Origin of the sequence: Wocania arenilitoris (genome assembly GCF_021728535.1) — a bacterium.
GTDB lineage: Bacteria > Bacteroidota > Bacteroidia > Flavobacteriales > Flavobacteriaceae > Wocania_A > Wocania_A arenilitoris.
The window spans coordinates 108,137-129,272 of record NZ_JAKKDU010000002.1 but is presented as its reverse complement, the minus strand read 5'-3'; the positions used below and the strand labels follow the sequence as shown (position 1 = coordinate 129,272).

The window sequence follows — 21,136 nt, the reverse complement described above, 5'->3', positions numbered from 1 at the left end:
CAAAAAAAAGCCCTGTAAAATTTTACAAAGCTAAATTAATTATTTAAGTGTTTAGATTTTACAACCTAAAAGCAGTTTTTACTTTCTCTACGTAATCAAGTTTTTCCCAAGTAAACAACTCTACATCAAGTGTTATAGCTTCTCCATTTGGTTGAGTAAATGTTTTTGTAACAGTTTCATTCTTTCTACCCATATGCCCGTAAGCAGCAGTTTCGCTATACATTGGCGAACGTAATTTTAATCGCTCCTCAACAGCAAATGGTCGCATATCAAATAACTCTGAAACCTTTTTTGCTATTTCTCCATCAGTCATATTAAATGGGCAAGTACCATAAGTATCAACAAAAACACCCATAGGTTCTACAACACCAATAGCGTAACTTACTTGCACTAAAACCTCATCGGCAACACCTGCAGCTACCAAATTTTTAGCTATGTGGCGTGTTGCATATGCTGCACTTCTATCTACCTTACTTGGGTCTTTACCAGAAAACGCACCACCACCGTGCGCGCCTTTACCACCGTAAGTATCTACAATAATTTTACGTCCTGTTAATCCTGTATCGCCATGTGGACCACCTATAACAAATTTCCCTGTTGGGTTTATATGATAAGTAATAGAATCATTAAATAACGCTTGTGTTTGTTCTGACAATTTAGCAACAACACGCGGTATTAAAATCTCAACAATATCTTTTCTTATTTTAGCAAGCATTGCTTCGTCTTCATCAAAATCGTCATGCTGTGTCGATATCACAATAGCATCAATACGTTGTGGAATATTATCATCGCTATACTCAATAGTTACTTGACTTTTAGAATCTGGTCTTAAATAGGTAATGTCTTTATTTTCTCTTCTTAACTTTGCAAGTTCCTTTAAAATTCTGTGCGATAAATCTAACGCTAATGGCATATAGTTTTCGGTTTCGCGTGTTGCATAACCAAACATCATCCCTTGGTCTCCAGCGCCTTGCTCTTCTTTATTAGCTCTATCTACACCACGATTAATATCGTCTGACTGTTCGTGTATTGCCGATAAAACTCCACAAGAATTACCATCAAACATATATTCACCTTTAGTATAACCTATTTTATTAATGGTTTCTCGTGCTATTTTTTGAACATCTAAATAAGTGGTCGATTTTACCTCACCAGCCAAAACAACTTGCCCTGTTGTAACTAAAGTTTCACAAGCTACTTTAGAATCTTTATCAAATGCTAAAAAATTATCAATTAAAGCATCACTAATTTGATCTGCTACCTTATCAGGATGTCCTTCAGAAACACTTTCTGAAGTAAATAAATAAGCCATATTTTAAATTTTATTTAAAGATTTGACGAATAGCGTCAAAGGAAGTTTACACTGCCTTTAGCATTTTTAAACCCTGAATTTATTTCAGAACCTGTTTCTCGAAAACGAAAAACAAAGAGGTTGCAATCAGTCAAATCTTTCCTCTATTATTTGTGTTGGCAAAAGTAAAAAAATAAAAGAAAATGCGTGTTAATTTTTCTTTTTTTAAAAAAAATAATTGCTTTGTGAAAATTATTTATAATATTTGTGCAACACATGAAAAAACAAATTTTAAACAGCCTTTCAATTATTGTCATTGTAATTATTTTACAAGGATAGGAATGGCATATTTAAAAACTTAAAATAAACTTTAAAAGCCTTCCTAAAACGGAAGGTTTTTTTTATTGAATATTTTAAGCGGTTTGGGCGTCATAAAAAACGAATTACAAACAATTGAATATCAATTATTTAAATAAATTTAAATAGCACTGAATTTAACCACTAAAAATGGTAAAAAAAAGATTTAAAAATGTAATAATTTAATTTCGTATCTATTTTAAAAATATTATTGATTTTTTAAACAAAATCTTAAATAACAAGAAAATATTTACTAAAATATAGATTTAGCAAAAAGGTTTTCAGAAAATATGAATAAACTTAACAAACATAGTAGCAGATTAACACAGGATAAATCTCAGCCAGCATCTCAAGCCATGTTATATGCAGTAGGATTGACAGATGATGACATGCAGAAAGCCCAAATAGGGATTGCAAGCACCGGGTACGATGGCAACCCATGTAACATGCATTTAAACGCCTTAAAAGATGAAGTTAAAATTGAGTGCAATATTGCAGGATTAGTTGGTTTAGGCTTTAACACTATAGGTGTTAGTGATGGTATTTCTATGGGAACCTCTGGGATGAACTATTCGTTGGTGTCTCGAGATATTATTGCAGATTCTATTGAAACTGTAATGAATGCTCAAAGTTATGATGCGTTAGTTGCTATTGTTGGTTGTGATAAGAATATGCCCGGAGCTGTTATTTCTATGCTACGTTTAAATCGTCCATCTATAATGATGTATGGTGGTACAATCGCTTCAGGAAACTTTAAAGGAAGAAAATTAAATATTGTTTCAGCCTTTGAGGCTCTAGGGCAAAAAGTTGCAGGAGAAATTGACGAAGCCGAATATAAAGAAATTATAAAAAGAGCTATCCCTGGTGCAGGTGCTTGTGGCGGTATGTACACAGCAAATACCATGGCTTCAGCTATTGAGTGCATGGGGTTTGCATTGCCTTACAACTCATCTATTCCCGCTGAAAATCCGAATAAATTATCGGAAGCTGAAAGACATGCAAGAGCTATTAAAAATGTATTAGAATTGGACTTAAAACCATTAGATATCATTTCTAAAAAATCCATTGAAAATGCCATTGCATTGGTTAATGCTCTAGGTGGTTCTACAAATGCAGTACTGCACTTTTTAGCCATTGCCCATGCAGCCGACATCGATTTTACTTTAGAAGATTTTCAACGTGTTAGTGACAGAACACCTTTAATTGCAGATTTAAAACCGAGTGGTAAATATTTAATGGAGGATGTTCATGGTATTGGTGGTACACCAGCAATCATGAAATACTTATTAGATAATGGGTATTTACATGGTGATTGCTTAACTGTTACAGGTAAAACACTAGCTGAGAACTTAGCAGATGTTGAGGCTATCGAGTTTGAAGATCAAGATGTGGTTTACCCTACCGATAAAGCCTTAAAATCTTCAGGAAATTTACAAATTCTTTATGGAAATTTAGCCACTGAAGGTGCTGTTGCAAAAATTAGCGGTAATGAAGGATTGCTTTTTGAGGGAAAAGCAGTGGTTTATAATGGAGAGCAGGCTGCAAATACAGGAATTTCTAATGGAGAAGTAGAAAAAGGAGATGTAGTTGTTATCCGATATGTTGGTCCAAAAGGTGGTCCAGGTATGCCAGAAATGCTAAAACCAACATCTTTAATTATGGGAGCTGGTTTAGGAAAATCGGTTGCGCTAATTACAGATGGTCGATTTTCTGGAGGAACACATGGTTTTGTTGTGGGGCACATTACTCCCGAAGCACAATCTGGTGGAACTATTGGAATAATTGAAACAGGCGATAAAATTAGAATTAGTGCTAAAGACAATTCAATAAACGTACTTATTTCTGATGAAGAATTAGCAAAAAGAAAAGCTAATTGGGTTGCCCCTGAGTTAAAACACAAAAAAGGAATATTATATAAATACGCTAAAACAGTAGCATCAGCATCTAAAGGCTGTGTAACTGATGCGTTTTAATTAAAATTTATGGAACCTAAAACCACGACAAAAGCTAAATATTTAGAGCAACCTAGTGAGCGCATTACAGGTTGCGAAGCTATAGTTAGGAGTTTAATTGCCGAAGGAGTCGATATACTTTACGGATACCCTGGTGGTGCGATTATGCCTGTCTATGATGAATTGTTTAAATACAGAAACGAAATTCATCATGTGTTAACACGCCACGAGCAAGGTGCAGCACACGCAGCTCAAGGATTTGCTAGAATTTCTGGTCGTGTTGGTGTTGCTATGGCTACTTCTGGGCCAGGAGCAACTAACTTGATTACAGGTATCGCAGATGCTCAAATAGACTCTACACCATTAGTTTGTATTACTGGACAGGTACCATCTCATTTGTTAGGTAGTGATGCATTTCAAGAAACTGATATTGTTGGTATTTCAACCCCTGTTACAAAATGGAACCACCAAATAACTAAAGCTTCGGAAATTCCTGAGGTTTTAGCAAAAGCCTTTTACATAGCTAAAAGCGGTCGTCCAGGACCTGTTCTTATAGATGTTACCAAAGATGCTCAATTTGGAGAACTAGATTTTAAATATGAAAAATGTACAGGAGTACGCAGTTACATTCCTGTTCCTAAAATTAATTCTGAATCTGTAAAAGCAGCAGCAGCATTAATTAATGCTGCTAAAAAACCAATGATTGTTTGGGGGCAAGGTGTTATTTTAGGCGAAGCTGAGGCTGAGTTAAAAGCAGTAATAGAAAAAGCAGGCATTCCTGCAGCATGGACCATTATGGGCGCTTCTGCTTTACCAACATCACATCCATTAAATATTGGTATGGTTGGTATGCATGGTAATTATGCCCCCAACAAATTAACAAACGAATGTGATGTGTTAATTGCTATAGGGATGCGCTTTGATGATCGTGTAACAGGTAGTTTAAATACTTATGCCAAACAAGCCAAAGTGATTCATTTTGAAATAGATCCTGCAGAAGTTAATAAAAATGTTCATGCAGATGTTGCTGTTTTGGGAGATTCTAAAGATAGTCTCGCACAATTATTACCATTATTAAATGAAAACTCACATGATTCATGGCTTCAAGAATTTAAAGATTTATATGCTATTGAATTCGAAAAAGTTATAAAAAATGATATTCATCCAACCAAAGAAGGTTTAACAATGGGTGAAGTTTTAAAAGAAATAAATATACAAAGTGAAGGAAATGCTGCAATAGTATCAGATGTAGGACAGCATCAAATGATTGCTTGTCGTTATTCAGAATTCAACAAAACTAAAAGCAACATTACATCTGGTGGTTTAGGCACCATGGGGTTTGCATTACCAGCAGCCATGGGTGCAAAAATGGCAGCACCAGAACGCGAAGTAGTTGCTATTATTGGAGATGGCGGTTACCAAATGAATATTCAAGAATTAGGCACTATTTTTCAGCAAAAAATACCCGTAAAAATTGTGGTATTAAATAATGAATTTTTAGGAATGGTACGCCAGTGGCAACAGTTGTTTTTTGATAAACGCTATGCTTCTACCGAAATGACTAACCCTGATTTCGTAACCATTGCTAAAGGATATTATATTGAAGCAAAGCGTGTTACAAAACGTGAAGAGCTAGCAGATGCAGTTAAAGAAATGATAGCTTCAAAAGATTCATATTTCTTAGAAGTTTGTGTTGAAAAAGAAGACAATGTATTTCCTATGATTCCTTCAGGAGCCTCAGTTTCAGATATTAGATTAAGCTAAATTTAGAAGAAATGAACGAAGAATTAAAAACATTCACAATTTCGATTTACACCGAAAATAACATAGGTTTACTAAATCGAATATCTGCCATTTTTCAACGCAGACATATCAATATAGAAAGCTTAACTACATCACAATCTGAAATTGAAGGCGTTAATAGATTTGTAATTGTTGTAAATATTACCGAATCTCAAGCAAAAAAGATTATCGGTCAGTTTGAAAAACAAATTGAAGTTATTCGTGCTTATTATCATACTGAGGAAGAAACCATATATCAAGAATCGGGTATGTTTAAAATCAAATCTGATTTATTGTTTGAAGAACCTCAAATTCAAAATATAATTAAAGAAAGTAATTCCAGAATTGTAACTGTAAACAAAGAATTTTTTGTGCTCGAAAAATCGGGAAGACGACAAGAAATAGAATTATTACGACGCGAATTAAACGCCTTTGGTATTATGCAGTTTGTGCGTTCTGGACGTATAGCTGTTACAAAAGAAGAAATGAAAATAACAGAATTGCTAGAAGCATTCAATAACCAATAATTAACAATAAAACTAAAATGGGAAATTATTTTAACACCCTTTCATTAAGAGACAAATTAAACCAATTAGCAAAGTGTAGATTTATGGATTCTTCAGAGTTTGAAGATGGCGTAAACGCTTTAAAAGGTAAAAAAATAATAATTGTAGGCTGTGGCGCACAGGGTTTAAACCAAGGATTAAACATGAGAGATTCTGGTTTAGACATCTCATATGCGTTGCGTGATGCTGCCATTGCAGAAAAACGTGCGTCTTATATTAATGCAACAGAAAATGGTTTTAACGTAGGCACTTACCAAGAGTTAATCCCTACGGCAGATTTGGTGCTAAACTTAACACCAGACAAACAACACACAAGTGTTGTAAATGCTGTTATGCCTTTAATGAAACAAGGTGCAACTTTATCGTATTCTCACGGTTTTAATATTGTTGAAGAAGGCATGCAAATTCGAAAAGACCTTACTGTTATTATGGTAGCACCAAAGTGCCCTGGTACTGAGGTTAGAGAAGAATACAAAAGAGGTTTTGGTGTACCAACTTTAATTGCGGTACATGATGAAAACGATCCAGAAGGAAAAGGTTGGGCACAAGCCAAAGCATATGCAGTGGCAACTGGCGGAGATAGAGCAGGTGTTCTAGCATCTTCTTTTATTGCTGAGGTAAAGAGTGATTTGATGGGTGAGCAAACCATTTTATGTGGTTTATTGCAAACAGGTTCTATTCTTTGCTTTGACAAAATGATTGAAAAAGGAATTGACGCTGGTTATGCTTCAAAACTAATTCAATATGGATGGGAAACTATTACTGAAGGGTTAAAATACGGAGGTATTACTAACATGATGGATAGACTTTCTAACCCTGCAAAAATTAAAGCTTTTGAATTATCAGAAGAATTGAAAGACATTATGCGTCCGTTATTCCAAAAACATATGGATGATATTATTGAAGGTCGTTTTTCTGCAGGTATGATGGCAGACTGGGCTAACGATGATAAAGACTTATTAGGTTGGAGAGCTGCAACTGCAGAAACCGCTTTTGAAAAAACACCTGCTGGAGATGTTGAGATTTCTGAGCAAGAGTATTACGACAATGGAGTGCTAATGGTAGCTATGGTTAGAGCTGGAGTTGAATTAGCTTTTGAAGCTATGACAGATTCTGGAATTATTGATGCATCTGCTTACTACGAGTCGTTACACGAAACACCACTTATTGCAAACACTATCGCAAGAAAGAAATTGTACGAAATGAACAGTGTAATTTCTGATACTGCTGAATACGGCTGTTACTTATTCGACCACGCTTGTAAACCATTATTAGCAGATTTTATGAAAACTGTTGATACAGATATTATTGGTAATACTTATGCAGCCGATAATGGTGATGGTGTTGATAATGCTAGATTAATTGAAGTTAATGCAGCATTAAGAAATCATCCAGTTGAAAAAGTTGGTGCCTTTTTAAGAGCATCTATGACAGCTATGAAGCCCATAGTATAAACTAAATTATGCAAAAGGAGAAATCTACATATTTCCCCAGTATTGAGAATATAAAGCAAGCTGCCGGTACTATTAAAAAAGTATCGGCAGTTACGCCTTTAAGCCCCAGTTTAAGACTTTCAAATTATTATAATGGTAATATCCTTTTAAAACGAGAAGACTTACAACAAGTTAGATCGTATAAAATTAGAGGTGCTTATAATAAGATAAGTTCCTTATCAAAATATGAAGCCAAAAACGGTGTAGTTTGTGCCAGTGCCGGAAATCATGCTCAAGGTGTTGCTTTATCTTGTAAACTGTTGCAAATAAAAGGCACCATTTTTATGCCAGCTCCAACACCAAATCAAAAGGTAGAACAAGTTAAAATGTTTGGAGGAGATTCTGTTGATATTATTCTAGAAGGTGACACTTTTGATGATGCCTATCATTTAGCAAAAGCCGAATGTGAGCAGTTGCATAAAACCTTTATCCATCCTTTTAATGACAAAAAAGTAATTGAAGGACAAGCAACCATTGCTTTAGAAATTCTAGAACAGGCTAACCAGCCTATCGACTATGTTTTTGTCGCTGTTGGCGGTGGTGGTTTAGCTGCTGGTTTATCAACTGTTTTTAAGCAACTATCACCAAAAACCAAAATTATTGGCGTGGAGCCAGAAGGCGCACCATCAATGACTACATCAATAAAAAACAATAAAAATACAACCCTAACTAATATTGAAAAGTTTGTTGACGGTGCTGCTGTAAAGCGTGTGGGCGATTTAACTTTCCCTATCTGTAAGCAGAATTTGTTTGATATGATTACTGTTCCAGAGGGCAAAATTTGTCAAACCATTTTAGATTTATACAATAAGGATGCTATTGTAGTTGAACCAGCAGGAGCCTTAAGTATTTCGGCTTTAGATTTTTATACTGAAAAACTTAAAGGCAAAAATGTTGTGTGTGTGGTAAGTGGTAGTAATAATGATATAACCAGAACCTCTGAAATTAAAGAACGAGCTTTATTATATGGCAAATTAAAACACTATTTTATTGTAAAATTTCCTCAAAGAGCTGGAGCTTTAAAAGAATTTGTAGTTGATATTTTAGGTAACAATGATGATATCACCTATTTTCAGTATGCAAAAAAAACAAACAGAGAAAACGGTTCTGCAGTTGTTGGAATTCAATTAAAATCATCTTCAGATTTAGAACCGTTAATTACTAAAATGAAGCAGCACAACTTTTATGGTGACTATTTAAATGACAAACCAGATTTGTTTCAGTTTTTAGTTTAAAAATCTAAATTTATTAGCTCAATACTTTAATTCGAGGAGTTCTTTCTCAGTAAAAGCACCTCCATCTTTTGGTTTTTCTTCTCTAAGCGATTTTATTTTTTCAATACTGATGTATTCATATTTATTTGAAAAAGCATTATTTACATAATTAATAATATCTTGTAAATCTTTATCTGTAAAATCTGGGTTATTTGCTAACCCTGGCATAACAACATTAGTATCATACAATTTACCGTTAACATGAATTGGACCAGATAAACCGTGTAAAACAACTAGAGCTAATCTTTCAATTGAATATTTTATGTATTCTGAGTTTTTTAATGGTGGTGCAAGACCGTCAATACCGTCACCATCTATACCATGACAAGTGGCACACATATTTCTAAATAGTTTAAACCCTGCAGTTCTAGTATCAGTACCTACAGATGTACTTGTGTAAATAGAATTCTTTAAACCTTTACTTTTATTATCTAAAGTTTGGTTTAATAATTCATATAATATGTCATCAGAAGAATCATTTTTAAATTGATTTAAAAAAACTAAAAACTCATTTTCAACACCTCTTAAACTATTTATTATAGCTTCTTGATAAGCTTTATTGTTTTTATATTTATTTGACAGCTTTGATACTATTGGAAAAAACTTTTCAGATGACAGCTGAACCCACTTTCCTAATCCATAAGCGATATACAAATCAATTTCTTCGTTATTTTTTTGAAGCAAATCAGTTATAAGTTTGTGTGCTAATTCTAAATTATTTGAAGATGAAAATTCCTCAAGCAATACTAGAGCATGACTTTTAACACTACTTTTACTATTAGAAGACAGTATATTTTGTAATAGTTTAAAATCAAGAGTACTTAATCCATTTAAAGTGTGTATAGCATGAATTTGAGCTATGGGATTATTTACATCACTAATCACTTCATTTAAAAAAGGAACTGCTGTTTTATCATTTTTAAAAATAAGTAACTGTTGCGCTCTATCTCTTAACCATCCGTTTGGGCTATTAAGCAAATTAACTAATTCCTTAGTCCTTAATTTTTCTATTTTAACAGTTTCTTTTAAGCCGTTATTTTGACTGCTTACTTTTAAAATACGCCCCATTCCTATAATGGTATCGAGCTTTTTATTAGCATAATGCTTTTGTAAATACGGCGACAAAAAAGCTTTGTCTTGTATTATGCCTCGATGCATATCTACAATATACATATTGCCATCGGGTCCGTTGAACAGATTTACAGGACGAAAGCCTTCATCAGTTGATGCAATAAATTCTTTATTTGGAATAGCCTGTTTTGCCTTTACAGTATTGTTATTAAAAGTTAAAATATGCCGCTTAACAACATTAGCTTCTGGCGCACAAACAAATGCATTTTCATTATATAAAACAGGAAATTGATTACCTCTATAAACCAATGGACCACAAGCCGAAGTAACATTAATTAAAAGACTATCTTTATCTAAAACGCCTTTTTGATAACCACGATTTACTGAAGTTGGATGTAATGGATATACACGCTGATCTGGTGTTAAAATTTTATTTAATGTCGCATTGGGTTTATAATACGGGTTCTTAATAGAAACGTTTGGCAACACATAATCGCCTATTAATTGTGTGGAATTATTATTATAATACAATCTACCAAAATTGTCTTTTGTTATCCCCCACTGACCTCGTAACGATGCTACTTCTTTAATCCATTTTCCGCTTTTCATTTGATAACGAAAATTAGATTTGGCATTATATATCCAATTATCAATATGCATCATTAATCCATTGGGTTGATGCTCAACATTTCCTCCATCAGAATATAGAGAATCGACTAAAACTTTATTTGTTGGCTTATCATTTTCTATGTTTACAAACCATAAGTTTGGCGGTTCAGCATATAATAATCCTCCATAAACATGAGCTATTGCTCTTGGAAGCACCAAACTATCGATAAATATTTTTGAATGATCTGCAACTCCATCGTCATCTAAATCCTCAAGAATAGTAATTGTACCATTAGGCATATCTTGACCAGTACCTTCAAGATTTTGCATGTAACCTTTCATTTCAACCACCCAAATTCTGCCACTATTATCAAAATCCATCGATACAGGAGCTTCAATAAATGGCTCTGAAGCCACTACTTCTAATTTAAATCCTTTTTCAATTTGATATTGCTCTAAAGAAATTCTAGGTTCATTAAAAGAAACAGGGTTACATCCAATAATAATGAGTACGAGTACCAATAAAAAAAATATGTTGTTTTTTGATTTTATTACTATTGAATTTAACATAGATTTTCTTAAATACTGACTTTTGAAAAAACAAAAAAAGGAATTTATAATTTGGGCTTTAGTTTTCAATTTTTAAAAGTACTAAAGTTTTGAGTCCACTTTGGTTTTAAAATGGCTCCTGGTTCTTTAGTGTTTTCTGGTACAAAATAATTAAAATAGTGTATGTTTTTAGTTTTATAAATGCTAAAAATATATTTTAATCGATTTTCAAAATTTTCAAAAGATTTATTGGTTTTGCTTGTCCAAGCTGCTTCTGATAAAGCAGACATTCTTGTGTAAAGCATAAAATCAAATCTTTTTTCAGTATTAATTTGTTCAGTCCATAAATTACCCTGAATTCCTAAAATTTTAGGGTTAGACACATTAATATTACTTAAAGCATCTGGAAAATTATATACATCATTTACAGCACCAAAGCCATCCCATCTGCGACCAAAACTATGACTTTCATGTTGTACAAAATCAAAATACATAGGCTTCCGCGGGCATAGTATCATGTTGTAATTATTAGCTAATCCTTTGTTTAAAATCTCAGGTTTATCATGCCTCCACCACATGGCAATGGTTTTTTCGTTATTCATGTTATTTTCAACAACTTCATCCCAACCAATAACTTCTTTTTTTAATGATATAATAGTATCTCTTATTCTATTAATAAAGTATGTTTCAACTTGTTTAATATTATCAAGATTATTCCGCTTCATTAAAGTAATAACTTCTTTGTCATTTTGCCAATGTTGGTTTCCAAAGCTTACTTCATCTGCACCAATATGAATGTATTTTGATGGAAATAAACTACTAACCTCTTTTAAAACATCAGTTAAAAATTGATAGGTTGAAGTACGCGCAGGATGAAATGTAAAATGCGGATGCTTTTTAGTACCACCACCCGATAACTCTGGATATGCCCTAATTGCTGCAGATGCGTGCCCTGGCATATCTATTTCTGGAATAATTTCAATATGCCTTTGAGTTGCAAATTGAACAATCTCTTTTATATCATCTTGGGTATAAAATTGAGGTTTTGTGTTAGGATTGCTATAATTACCAATAGCTCCTATGCTAGTAAGTTTAGGATATTTTTTTATCTCTAAACGCCAACCTGGGGCATCAGTTAAATGCCAATGAAACTTATTCAATTTTTGAAGCGACATGAGCTCTAACAGTTGTTTAATTTTGGCTTTTCCAAAAAAATGTCGCGATTCATCAACCATTACACCTCTCCAATTATAACGAGGTGAATCAGTAATTTCAACATTTGGTATTGTTATTTCATCAATTTTTTTATGGTCATTTAGTAAATCTATTTTTAGTAATTGCCTCAACGTTTGCAATCCATTAAAAACGCCTTTTTCAGAATTACCTATAAGATGAATTGATTTTTCCGATACCGATAAAGTATAAGCTTCTTCAGAATTTGAGCTTGAATTTATTTCTATTGAAATGTAATTTTTATTTTTAGGTTTTTGTGTTTCAATATTTAAATCAAATCCCAGTTTTTGCTTTATTAAGTTCCGAAAAACAGTACTACTTTCTTTTAATACATCCGTATTATTTATAATTATAAATTTTGTGTTTTTATTTAATTTGAATTGACCGTTTTTAACAACTAAACTTTCTGGATATGGCACAACAGAATACATATCCTTTGTGTTTACTATGGGCTTTTCACAGCCTATAAAAACAAAAGAAATTATAAATAAAATGAGTTTAAGTATCTCCTTTTGATTTTTAAAACTCTCTATAATCACCTTCTAAATATTGATTAGCTTCTTCTTCAGAGAATTTAGCTTTTTCGCTATCCCAATGCAAAGTTTGGTTTGGAAAACGACCAGCAATAACACCTAAAAGTATAGTCTCTGTTAATCTAGATGCATAAGAAAATGGTGCACTGCACGCTCCTTTACCCAAACAAGCATCAACAAACTGATGGTAATGCTTAGGTCCTTCTGATGCATAATCGCGAACAGGAACTCCCATATTATTTGCTTTACTAATGGCATTAATTTCAGAAGATATATCAACATACTTGCCATCAACAATTTTTTGAGGTAATTGCATAAAATGCGGTAAGAGTAAGCGCCCTTTTTCTCCAACAAACATAGCGCCTTGATTCGGCAAAGTCCCTGCAGCAGCTGTTTTTGTTTCGAGAGACATTTTATCTTCTAATGATTTCTCTTGTGTTGTTGAAGATGCTTCTTTTTTAATTGCTCCGGGTAAAATTAAATCTTCGTGTTCATTTGGAGCACCTGATCCGTCGTACCATATCCATTTTAAAGTTTCAGTGGTATATTCAGTTTGTGGAAACTCGTAGGTTACAACATTTTTTTCTGGATAACCAAAACCCGTTGGTTGGCGACACTCATTTTTTATAGTTTTAGGAACATCTAGATTAAGTGCATTATAAGGTGTATCAAAAATATGAACGCCCATATCGCCTAATGTACCACATCCATAATCCATTAATTTACGCCAATTCTCAGGATGATATACGTCTTTTTTATATGGGCGTTTTGCTGAAGTTCCTAACCATAAATTCCAATCTAAAGTTTCAGGAATCGGGTCGCTGCCCTCTGGTGCTTCACCATCATAACCCCAGTTTTTTGGAGACCATGCATGCACCGTATGCACTTTTCCTATGATACCAGATTGTATTAATAATGTTGCTAATTTATAATCATAAAAAGAATGCACTTGAATACCCATCTGCGTAACAAGATTTTTCTTTTCAGCAAGTTTTTTCATTGCTCTAGCCTCAGAGACATGATGAGTTAATGGTTTTTGACAATATACCGGCTTATTCATATTCATAGCTAGCATTGATGCTGGAGCATGAGTATGATCTGGCGTAGAAACTATAACAGCATCAATACTGTTTTTCATTTCTTTTAACATCACTCTATAATCTGAAAAAGTTTTTGCGTTAGGATGCAGTTCTTTTGCTTTAGCTAAATTATTAGAATCTACATCGCACAATGCTGTAACATCAACCAATGGATGAGACGATATATCTGTAAGGTCTGCAAACCCCATATTGCCAACACCTATATGAGCTGTTCTAAGACGTGTAATTTTAGTTTCAGGTTTACACATTATTATCGATGGAGCCAAGGTTATACCTGCAACTCCTAATCCACTCTTTTTTAAGAAATCTCTTTTATTCATCCTTTATGTTTTAATTAGAGTTTTTTTATTTTTATATTTCTAAACCATATTGGGCTTGAATGATCTTGTAAGCCAATATATCCTGTTTTATATTTTCCGTAATCTTTACTGTTTTTCCATTTATCAGAATTCTTTTTTTTATACCAAGCCTCATCCCATGGTACAAATGATAATAACTTTTTTCCGTTTAGCCAGTGTTCTACCTTTTCGGGTGTAAACATTATTCTAGATGAGTTCCACTCACCTATTGGGTTAAGAACTTTTTGAGATTGATCGGCAGGATGCATAGCATAATCTGACCCTGTTTTTTGTAAAGGCTTTAATTCTTCTGGGGTTTCAGTGTAACCTAAACTTTTATTATACTCTGTAAGGTCGTGCATTTTTGCGTAACCTAAATCATCAATAAGCTGATATTCTGGTGCAATTTGAGGAATACTTTTATGACCTTCTTTTACATGATAAAAAATGCCACTATTCCCTCCTGGAGGAAGTTTCCATTCTAAGTAAAGTTCAAAATTATCAAACTCTTCTGCACCATAAATAATATCTTTTCCTCCTTTATAATCTTGTTCTAAACCTAATTTAGTATCAAATGTCAAAATACTATCTTTTATAATCCATCCAGGAGGCATTGTATCTCCATTATAGGCTCGCCAACCATCTAAACTAGAACCATCAAAAAGATAAATCCATTCATCTACGTTTGTTTCTGTTTTGGTTTCTTGTTTTTGGTCTGTTACAATTGGTTCTGTTTTTTTATCTAATTTACAAGAGAAGAGTAAAATACTGATTGCTAAAAGTGAAATTAAATGTTTCATTATGTTAAAAATAAATTATGTGTATTTTAATGAAGTAATTTTTTAATAAAAAACGTTGCTAATATATGAAAAGATAAGCTAAACTTCTGCTATAAATACTATATTATATAGACAACTGAATTAAAACGACAAACAACAAAACAGAATCGACAAACCTTAAGTAAAATCAATAACCGAAAACGTTTGATTCATTAACATTTTACTATGTAGTAATTAAACTGTTGAGAATATCATATTTGTTCAAACAAACTTATATTTTCAAAGAATTTTGAGCTTAAATTTAAATACATTAGCTATAGTTTAAAACTAATTTTTAGATATGAAAACGACTTTTTTAGAAATTCCAGAAGCTTATAAAATCAACTCACTTACACATCAAAAAACCTATTTAATTAATGGCAAATTAATGCATTGGCAAGGCGATACTGCCAAGGTATACTCTACCATCTCTTTAACTAAAGATTACAAACCAACATTACTAGGAACTATACCTCAATTAGGCGAAAAAGAAGCTTTAGATGCTTTAAATTCAGCTTGTTCAGCTTATGGAAAAGGCCAAGGACTATGGCCAACAATGAAAGTAGTAGATAGAATAGCATGTATGGAGAAATTTGTTAAACAAATGAAAACTAAACGTGAGGAAGTCGTTAAACTTTTAATGTGGGAAATAGGTAAAAATCTTCCTGATTCTGAAAAGGAATTTGACAGAACTGTAGATTATATTTAGATACCATTGAAGCCTATAAACAAATTGATAGAGACTCTGCAAAGTTTGAGAAAAACTCTGGTGTTTATGCACATATTCGTAGAGGTCCTTTAGGTGTTGTTTTGTGTTTAGGCCCATATAACTACCCTTTAAATGAAACATTCACCTTACTTATTCCTGCTTTAATCATGGGGAATCCAGTAATTTTTAAACCTGCTAAAATTGGTGTTTTACTAATTTCGCCTCTATTAGAAGCGTTTCAAAGCAGTTTTCCTAAAGGCATTGTAAATATCCTAATGGCCGTGGCCGTGTTTTGGCAACCCCAATTATGCAATCTGGTAAAATAGATGTATTGGCTTTAATTGGAAACAGCAAATCTGCTAATGCTTTACAATCACAACACCCAAAAGGAAATAGATTACGTATGGTTTTAGGTTTGGAAGCAAAAAACCCTGCCATTGTTTTACCTGATGCCGATTTAGATTTAGCAGTTGAAGAATGTATTTCTGGAACATTATCCTTTAACGGGCAACGCTGTACGGCATTAAAAGTTTTATATGTTCACGAATCTATAGTTGATGAATTTAATACGCTTTTTTCAGAAAAAGTAGATGCACTTAGTTTTGGCAACCCTTAGCAACCAGGAGCTAAATTAACACCACTTCCAGAGGTTGATAAACCAGCTTATATTCGAGAACTAATAGATGACGCCTTAGAAAAAGGAGCAAAAAAGCTAAACAAAAAAGGCGGTGAAACATCCGATAATTTTATATTCCCTGCAGTATTATATCCTGTTACAAAAAATATGCGAGTCTTTAAAGAAGAGCAATTTGGACCTGTAATTCCGATTGTGCCTTTTATCGATATTGAAAAACCTTTAGATGCTATGGCAGAATCAAATTACGGACAACAAGTAAGTCTATTTGGCAAAGACATTGATAAGCTCTCTCCGTTAATTGACACTTTGGTTAATTTAGTATGCAGAGTAAACTTGAATAGTTCTTGCCAACGCGGACCCGATGTATATCCCTTTACTGGCAGAAAAGATTCAGCATTTGGCACATTAAGTGTTCATGATGCACTACGTTCATTTTCAATAAGAACGTTTGTTGCCTCAAAAGATAATGCCTACAATAATGCTATTTTAGAAGAACTTTTAAACAAAAAAACCTCAAATTTCATAAGCACAGATTATATCTTGTAATAATCCGTAAAAAAGATATTTTAATTATAACCACTTACAAATGAATAATTAAAAACAAAAAGCATGATTTGAATAAAATTTGATAATTATTATTAAAATAATAAGAAAATATAGCTGATAATAAAATTAAATTTTTAGTTTTACACCAATGAATTCAAAGAAAAATAAAATACGTACGTTTTCTCCCGGTTTGCGCTTGCGCAACCGCCGTCGCTAATTCTTCTATTTAGCCCATACTAGTTACGTTTAATTTTATTTTTTTATCATGTTTGCATCAAATTCAAATTTTCAACTTCAATTAGTTACTTTTCCTTTAAAGAGTATAAGTTTTGTACATCGTATTTTTGTGCGCCGCCCGTAAGGGTACTTAATAAATTATTAGAACTAAGGTGAGTCCTGTTCAGCTTTAAAAAAAAAGAATATTTCAAAAAAAAGAAAAACAATAAGAAATAACTAATGAAAATCATTATTGCTAATAAATCACATAGCAAATACGCACAAGAAATTTGCGATACCATTGCAGAATCTGCAAACGTAAGAGGCACAGGTATAGCTAGACGTACTCCAGAATACATTACCACAAAAATGGAAAATGGCAATGCAGTAATAGCTCTAGATAGAAATAATTTTGCAGGATTTTGTTATATAGAAGCCTGGGGACATGGTAAATTTGTTGCTAATTCGGGTTTAATTGTTCACCCAAATTATAGAGGAAAAGGGCTAGCTAAACAAATTAAAAAGAAGGTTTTTGAACATTCAAGAAATAAATTTCCCAATTCTAAAGTATTTAGCATTACTACAGGTTTAGCAGTTATGAAAATGAATAGCGATTTAGGCTATAAGCCAGTAACTTTTTCAGAACTTACAGATGATCAATCCTTTTGGGATGGTTGCCAAACTTGTAAAAATTATGATGTTTTAACAAGAACTAATAGAAAAATGTGCTTATGCACAGGCATGTTATACGATCCTAACAAGAGCACAAAAGACCAAGAAAAGTCTAAACCAATAAAAGAAAAAGTTTTCAAACGATTAAAAAGAATAAAACAAGTATTGTTTTTAAGAAAAGATAAAAAGTAAAATGAAACATCCATGATTAATATTTAATCACACAATCAAATGATTATTTAGGATGTTACATGTGACCGTTGAATAACAATAAATATAAACACATGAAAAAATTAGTAATAGCATATAGTGGAGGATTAGACACCTCGTATTGCGCAGTAAGTCTCTCAAAAAAATATGATGTGCATGCAGTAAGTGTAAATACAGGCGGTTTTACACAAGAAGAAATTAAACATATTGAAAGTAACGCTTATAAAATGGGCGTTTCTACTTATAAGAATATTGATGCAGTTTCTACTTTTTACCAAAAAGTAGTAAAGTATTTAATATTTGGTAATGTATTAAAAAACAATACCTATCCCCTTTCGGTAAGTGCAGAACGTATTATTCAAGCTATTGAAATTATTGAATATGCTAAAAGCATTAATGCAGAATATATAGCTCATGGCAGTACTGGAGCAGGGAATGACCAAGTTAGGTTTGATATGATTTTTCAAACGTTAGCCCCTGATATTAAAATTATTACCCCAATAAGAGATCAGAAATTAACAAGACAAGAAGAGATTGATTATTTAAAAGACAATGGTATTGAAGCGTCTTGGGAAAAAGCAAAGTACTCCATAAATAAAGGCCTTTGGGGAACAAGTGTTGGTGGCGAAGAAACGTTAACTTCAGAAAAAGCACTACCAAGTGAAGCTTATCCATCGCAATTAGAAAAAGAAGGAGAAGAAAAAGTAACCTTAACTTTTAAAAATGGTGAGTTTATCGCTTTAAACGATAAAGAAAATGCACCCGAAGTTAATATTGAAAAACTAAACAATATCGCTTCTGCATATGCTATTGGAAGAGATATTCATGTTGGCGATACCATTGTTGGAATTAAAGGTAGAGTTGGTTTTGAAGCTGCTGCAGCTTTAATTATAGTAAAAGCACATCATCTGTTAGAAAAGCATACATTAACCAAATGGCAATTACAGCATAAAGAATATTTATCTAGTTTTTATGGCATGCATTTACACGAGGGGCAATATTTAGACCCTGTAATGCGAAACATTGAAGCCTTTTTACAAAGTAGTCAAGATATGGTTTCAGGTAATGTAACTGTAACGCTACAACCTTACCATTTTTCTTTAGATGGAATTGTTTCTAAACACGATTTAATGAGTGCTAAGTTTGGTAGTTACGGTGAAGAGAATAAAGCTTGGACTGCTGATGATGCTAAAGGATTTATTAAAATTCTAGGAAATCAAAACAAAATATATCAACAAGTAAACTCTTAAGCTATGATTAATGTTGGAATTATTGGAGGAGCAGGATACACAGCTGGAGAGTTAATTAGATTACTAATTAATCATCCAGAAGTAGAGATTGATTTTGTATTTAGCACAAGTAATGCTGGAAATAACATTACTAAAATACACCAAGATTTGGTAGGATCTTTAGAATTGAAATTTACAGACACTGTAAACCCTAATGTAGATGTCTTATTTTTATGCTTAGGCCATGGAAATTCGGTGAAATTTTTATCTGCAAACACATTTTCAGACACCACTAAAATCATAGATTTAGGAAACGATTTTAGACTAGAATCCAACAAAGTATTTACTTCGACAGGCTCAACCCAAATAAAGACTTTTGTCTATGGTTTACCCGAATTAAATAAAGGCGCTATTGTAAACGCAAATTATATTGCAAACCCAGGTTGTTTTGCAACAGCAATTCAGTTGGGGCTATTGCCATTGGCAAATGCTGGTTTAATTAATAATGATGTACATGTAAATGCGGTTACTGGCGCTACTGGGGCAGGAACATCTTTATCCGCAACAACCCATTATACATGGAGAGACAATAATTTTTCGTATTACAAGCCGTTTACGCATCAGCATTTAGGTGAGATTAATCAATCTGTGAATCAATTGCAAAACGATTTTTCTTCTGAAATTATTTTTATGCCAAATAGAGGTAATTTTTCTAGAGGTATTTTTGCAACAATTTATACCGACTTTGAAGGTACTGTTGAGGATGCAAAAGCTATCTATAAACCCTTTTACAAGGATGCTAAATTCACATTTGTGTCAGACGATTTTTTGCATATGAAGCAAGTTGTAAACACCAATAAGTGTTTGGTACATTTGCATAAACACAATAATAAATTATTAATTACAAGTACCATTGATAATTTATTAAAAGGTGCTTCTGGACAAGCAGTCCAGAATATGAATTTAATGTTTGGTTTGGAAGAATCGACTGGATTAGAATTAAAAGGGACGTATTTTTAAAAGTTTGAGTGAGCACATAACAGTGGTGCGTTAGGGATTGAACGGTATGTTTGAGCTCCCCGAAGTATGAGGGAGCGAGTAGTGAAAGCCCGACCCCTTGGGGTAACGCCATAAAAAAATAAAATAAAGAAATTATGAAAATAGCTATTATAGGAACAGGAAATTTAGGAAGTTCGATTGCGAAGGGACTAATAAAGAATAAGTCGTTTACATCATTGTATTTAAGTGATAAAAATACGGCTGCAGTTAGTGTGTTTAGTGATGAAGATTATGTAACCGTGACACATGATAACGAATTAGCAGTTAAAGAATCTGATATATTGATTTTTGCTTTACAACCGCGCCATATTGATAAAGTTTTACAAAGTGTTTCTTCTAGTATTACAAGTTATCATGTGGTTATGTCTGTTGCTGCTGGGTTTGAAATTTCTAGAATTGAAAGTATCCTTGGAAAGGATAAAAATATAATTCGTATTATGCCAAATACAGCGATTTCGATTGGAAAATCTATGACCTGCCTTTCGGCTAACAACCAAGGGCAAAGTAAAATTGAATTGGCTAAAAAAATATTTAATCAATTAGGCACAACAATGGTAATTCCAGAAGAACAAATACAAGCAGCTACTGTGATTTGCGCTAGTGGTATAGCCTTTTGGATGCGATTGGTACGTGCCACAACTCAAGGCGCCATTCAATTGGGTTTTGAGGCTGAAGAAGCACACCAACTAGCTTTACAAACTTGCTATGGTGCAGCGAGTTTATTGAAAGAATCGGGCAGGCATCCAGAAGCTGAAATAGACAGAGTAACTACACCAAGCGGCTGTACAATTGAAGGTTTAAACGAAATGGAACATCAAGGTTTAAGTTCGTCTTTAATAAAGGGTATTACTGCATCGTTTGAAAAAATTAATCAAATTAAAAAAAGTTAATC

At 33.1% G+C, this 21,136-nt stretch carries 14 protein-coding genes and 1 pseudogene; 10 read left to right on the top strand and 5 right to left on the bottom strand.

What is annotated here, in order from left to right; translation table 11 throughout:
• Positions 1 to 58: 58 nt before the first annotated feature.
• Entirely contained in the window at positions 59 to 1,312 is a 1,254-nt protein-coding gene (gene metK / locus L3X37_RS01930; RefSeq protein WP_237238488.1) for a methionine adenosyltransferase, read from the bottom strand.
• A gap of 626 nt (positions 1,313 to 1,938) precedes the next feature.
• Between metK and ilvD the strand changes: the two genes are divergently transcribed.
• From ilvD to ilvA, 5 genes are read left to right on the top strand one after another with little or no spacing between them, the layout of a single operon-like run.
• Positions 1,939 to 3,621, top strand: coding sequence for a dihydroxy-acid dehydratase (gene ilvD / locus L3X37_RS01925; RefSeq protein ID WP_237238487.1), 1,683 nt, complete (start codon positions 1,939 to 1,941; stop codon positions 3,619 to 3,621).
• Between the two features lie 9 nt (positions 3,622 to 3,630).
• The gene (gene ilvB, locus L3X37_RS01920; protein ID WP_237238486.1) at positions 3,631 to 5,364 is read left to right on the top strand and encodes a biosynthetic-type acetolactate synthase large subunit; all 1,734 of its coding nucleotides are present in this window, start codon (positions 3,631 to 3,633) and stop codon (positions 5,362 to 5,364) included.
• Between the two features lie 11 nt (positions 5,365 to 5,375).
• Positions 5,376 to 5,909 (top strand): acetolactate synthase small subunit, encoded by a 534-nt coding sequence (gene ilvN, locus L3X37_RS01915; RefSeq protein ID WP_237238485.1) that lies wholly within the window; start codon positions 5,376 to 5,378, stop codon positions 5,907 to 5,909.
• 17 nt (positions 5,910 to 5,926) lie between these two features.
• Complete coding sequence (ilvC, locus tag L3X37_RS01910; protein ID WP_237238484.1) at positions 5,927 to 7,402, top strand: ketol-acid reductoisomerase; 1,476 nt, start codon at positions 5,927 to 5,929, stop codon at positions 7,400 to 7,402.
• An 8-nt stretch (positions 7,403 to 7,410) separates the two neighbouring features.
• A complete protein-coding gene (ilvA, locus tag L3X37_RS01905) occupies positions 7,411 to 8,676 on the top strand; it encodes a threonine ammonia-lyase IlvA (RefSeq protein ID WP_237238483.1) in 1,266 nt (421 codons plus the stop codon).
• Between the two features lie 18 nt (positions 8,677 to 8,694).
• Here the strand turns inward: ilvA and L3X37_RS01900 are convergent, their stop codons facing one another.
• The 4 genes from L3X37_RS01900 to L3X37_RS01885 all read right to left on the bottom strand — a co-directional run bounded on the left by L3X37_RS01900 (position 8,695) and on the right by L3X37_RS01885 (position 14,948).
• The gene (locus L3X37_RS01900; protein ID WP_237238482.1) at positions 8,695 to 10,965 is read right to left on the bottom strand and encodes a DUF7133 domain-containing protein; all 2,271 of its coding nucleotides are present in this window, start codon (positions 10,963 to 10,965) and stop codon (positions 8,695 to 8,697) included.
• Positions 10,966 to 11,030: 65 nt separating this feature from the next.
• Entirely contained in the window at positions 11,031 to 12,716 is a 1,686-nt protein-coding gene (locus L3X37_RS01895; protein ID WP_237238481.1) for a beta-N-acetylhexosaminidase, read from the bottom strand.
• Complete coding sequence (locus L3X37_RS01890; protein WP_237238480.1) at positions 12,697 to 14,130, bottom strand: Gfo/Idh/MocA family protein; 1,434 nt, start codon at positions 14,128 to 14,130, stop codon at positions 12,697 to 12,699. Before L3X37_RS01890 ends, L3X37_RS01895 begins: the two co-directional genes overlap by 20 nt.
• A gap of 14 nt (positions 14,131 to 14,144) precedes the next feature.
• Complete coding sequence (locus L3X37_RS01885; RefSeq protein ID WP_237238479.1) at positions 14,145 to 14,948, bottom strand: 3-keto-disaccharide hydrolase; 804 nt, start codon at positions 14,946 to 14,948, stop codon at positions 14,145 to 14,147.
• 319 nt (positions 14,949 to 15,267) lie between these two features.
• Here L3X37_RS01885 and L3X37_RS01880 point away from each other — a divergent pair.
• The 5 genes and pseudogenes from L3X37_RS01880 to proC all read left to right on the top strand — a co-directional run bounded on the left by L3X37_RS01880 (position 15,268) and on the right by proC (position 21,134).
• Positions 15,268 to 16,858, top strand: a pseudogene (locus tag L3X37_RS01880) (NADP-dependent glyceraldehyde-3-phosphate dehydrogenase).
• Positions 16,859 to 17,314: 456 nt separating this feature from the next.
• Complete coding sequence (locus L3X37_RS01875; RefSeq protein ID WP_237238478.1) at positions 17,315 to 17,938, top strand: GNAT family N-acetyltransferase; 624 nt, start codon at positions 17,315 to 17,317, stop codon at positions 17,936 to 17,938.
• A 92-nt stretch (positions 17,939 to 18,030) separates the two neighbouring features.
• Positions 18,031 to 19,206 (top strand): argininosuccinate synthase, encoded by a 1,176-nt coding sequence (locus tag L3X37_RS01870; RefSeq protein WP_237238477.1) that lies wholly within the window; start codon positions 18,031 to 18,033, stop codon positions 19,204 to 19,206.
• 3 nt (positions 19,207 to 19,209) lie between these two features.
• Positions 19,210 to 20,205, top strand: coding sequence for an N-acetyl-gamma-glutamyl-phosphate reductase (argC, locus tag L3X37_RS01865; protein ID WP_237238476.1), 996 nt, complete (start codon positions 19,210 to 19,212; stop codon positions 20,203 to 20,205).
• 134 nt (positions 20,206 to 20,339) lie between these two features.
• Positions 20,340 to 21,134 (top strand): pyrroline-5-carboxylate reductase, encoded by a 795-nt coding sequence (proC, locus tag L3X37_RS01860; protein WP_237238475.1) that lies wholly within the window; start codon positions 20,340 to 20,342, stop codon positions 21,132 to 21,134.
• The last annotated feature ends 2 nt before the right edge of the window (positions 21,135 to 21,136 follow it).

Coding starts and splice junctions, on each gene's coding strand:
- L3X37_RS01890 (WP_237238480.1), bottom strand. CDS start 14,130: ATGAATAAAAGAGATTTCTTAAAAAAGAGTGGATTAGGAGTTGCAGGT.
- L3X37_RS01885 (WP_237238479.1), bottom strand. CDS start 14,948: ATGAAACATTTAATTTCACTTTTAGCAATCAGTATTTTACTCTTCTCT.
- proC (WP_237238475.1), top strand. CDS start 20,340: ATGAAAATAGCTATTATAGGAACAGGAAATTTAGGAAGTTCGATTGCG.
- L3X37_RS01875 (WP_237238478.1), top strand. CDS start 17,315: ATGAAAATCATTATTGCTAATAAATCACATAGCAAATACGCACAAGAA.
- ilvD (WP_237238487.1), top strand. CDS start 1,939: ATGAATAAACTTAACAAACATAGTAGCAGATTAACACAGGATAAATCT.
- metK (WP_237238488.1), bottom strand. CDS start 1,312: ATGGCTTATTTATTTACTTCAGAAAGTGTTTCTGAAGGACATCCTGAT.
- L3X37_RS01900 (WP_237238482.1), bottom strand. CDS start 10,965: ATGTTAAATTCAATAGTAATAAAATCAAAAAACAACATATTTTTTTTA.
- argC (WP_237238476.1), top strand. CDS start 19,210: ATGATTAATGTTGGAATTATTGGAGGAGCAGGATACACAGCTGGAGAG.
- ilvC (WP_237238484.1), top strand. CDS start 5,927: ATGGGAAATTATTTTAACACCCTTTCATTAAGAGACAAATTAAACCAA.
- ilvB (WP_237238486.1), top strand. CDS start 3,631: ATGGAACCTAAAACCACGACAAAAGCTAAATATTTAGAGCAACCTAGT.
- ilvA (WP_237238483.1), top strand. CDS start 7,411: ATGCAAAAGGAGAAATCTACATATTTCCCCAGTATTGAGAATATAAAG.
- L3X37_RS01870 (WP_237238477.1), top strand. CDS start 18,031: ATGAAAAAATTAGTAATAGCATATAGTGGAGGATTAGACACCTCGTAT.
- ilvN (WP_237238485.1), top strand. CDS start 5,376: ATGAACGAAGAATTAAAAACATTCACAATTTCGATTTACACCGAAAAT.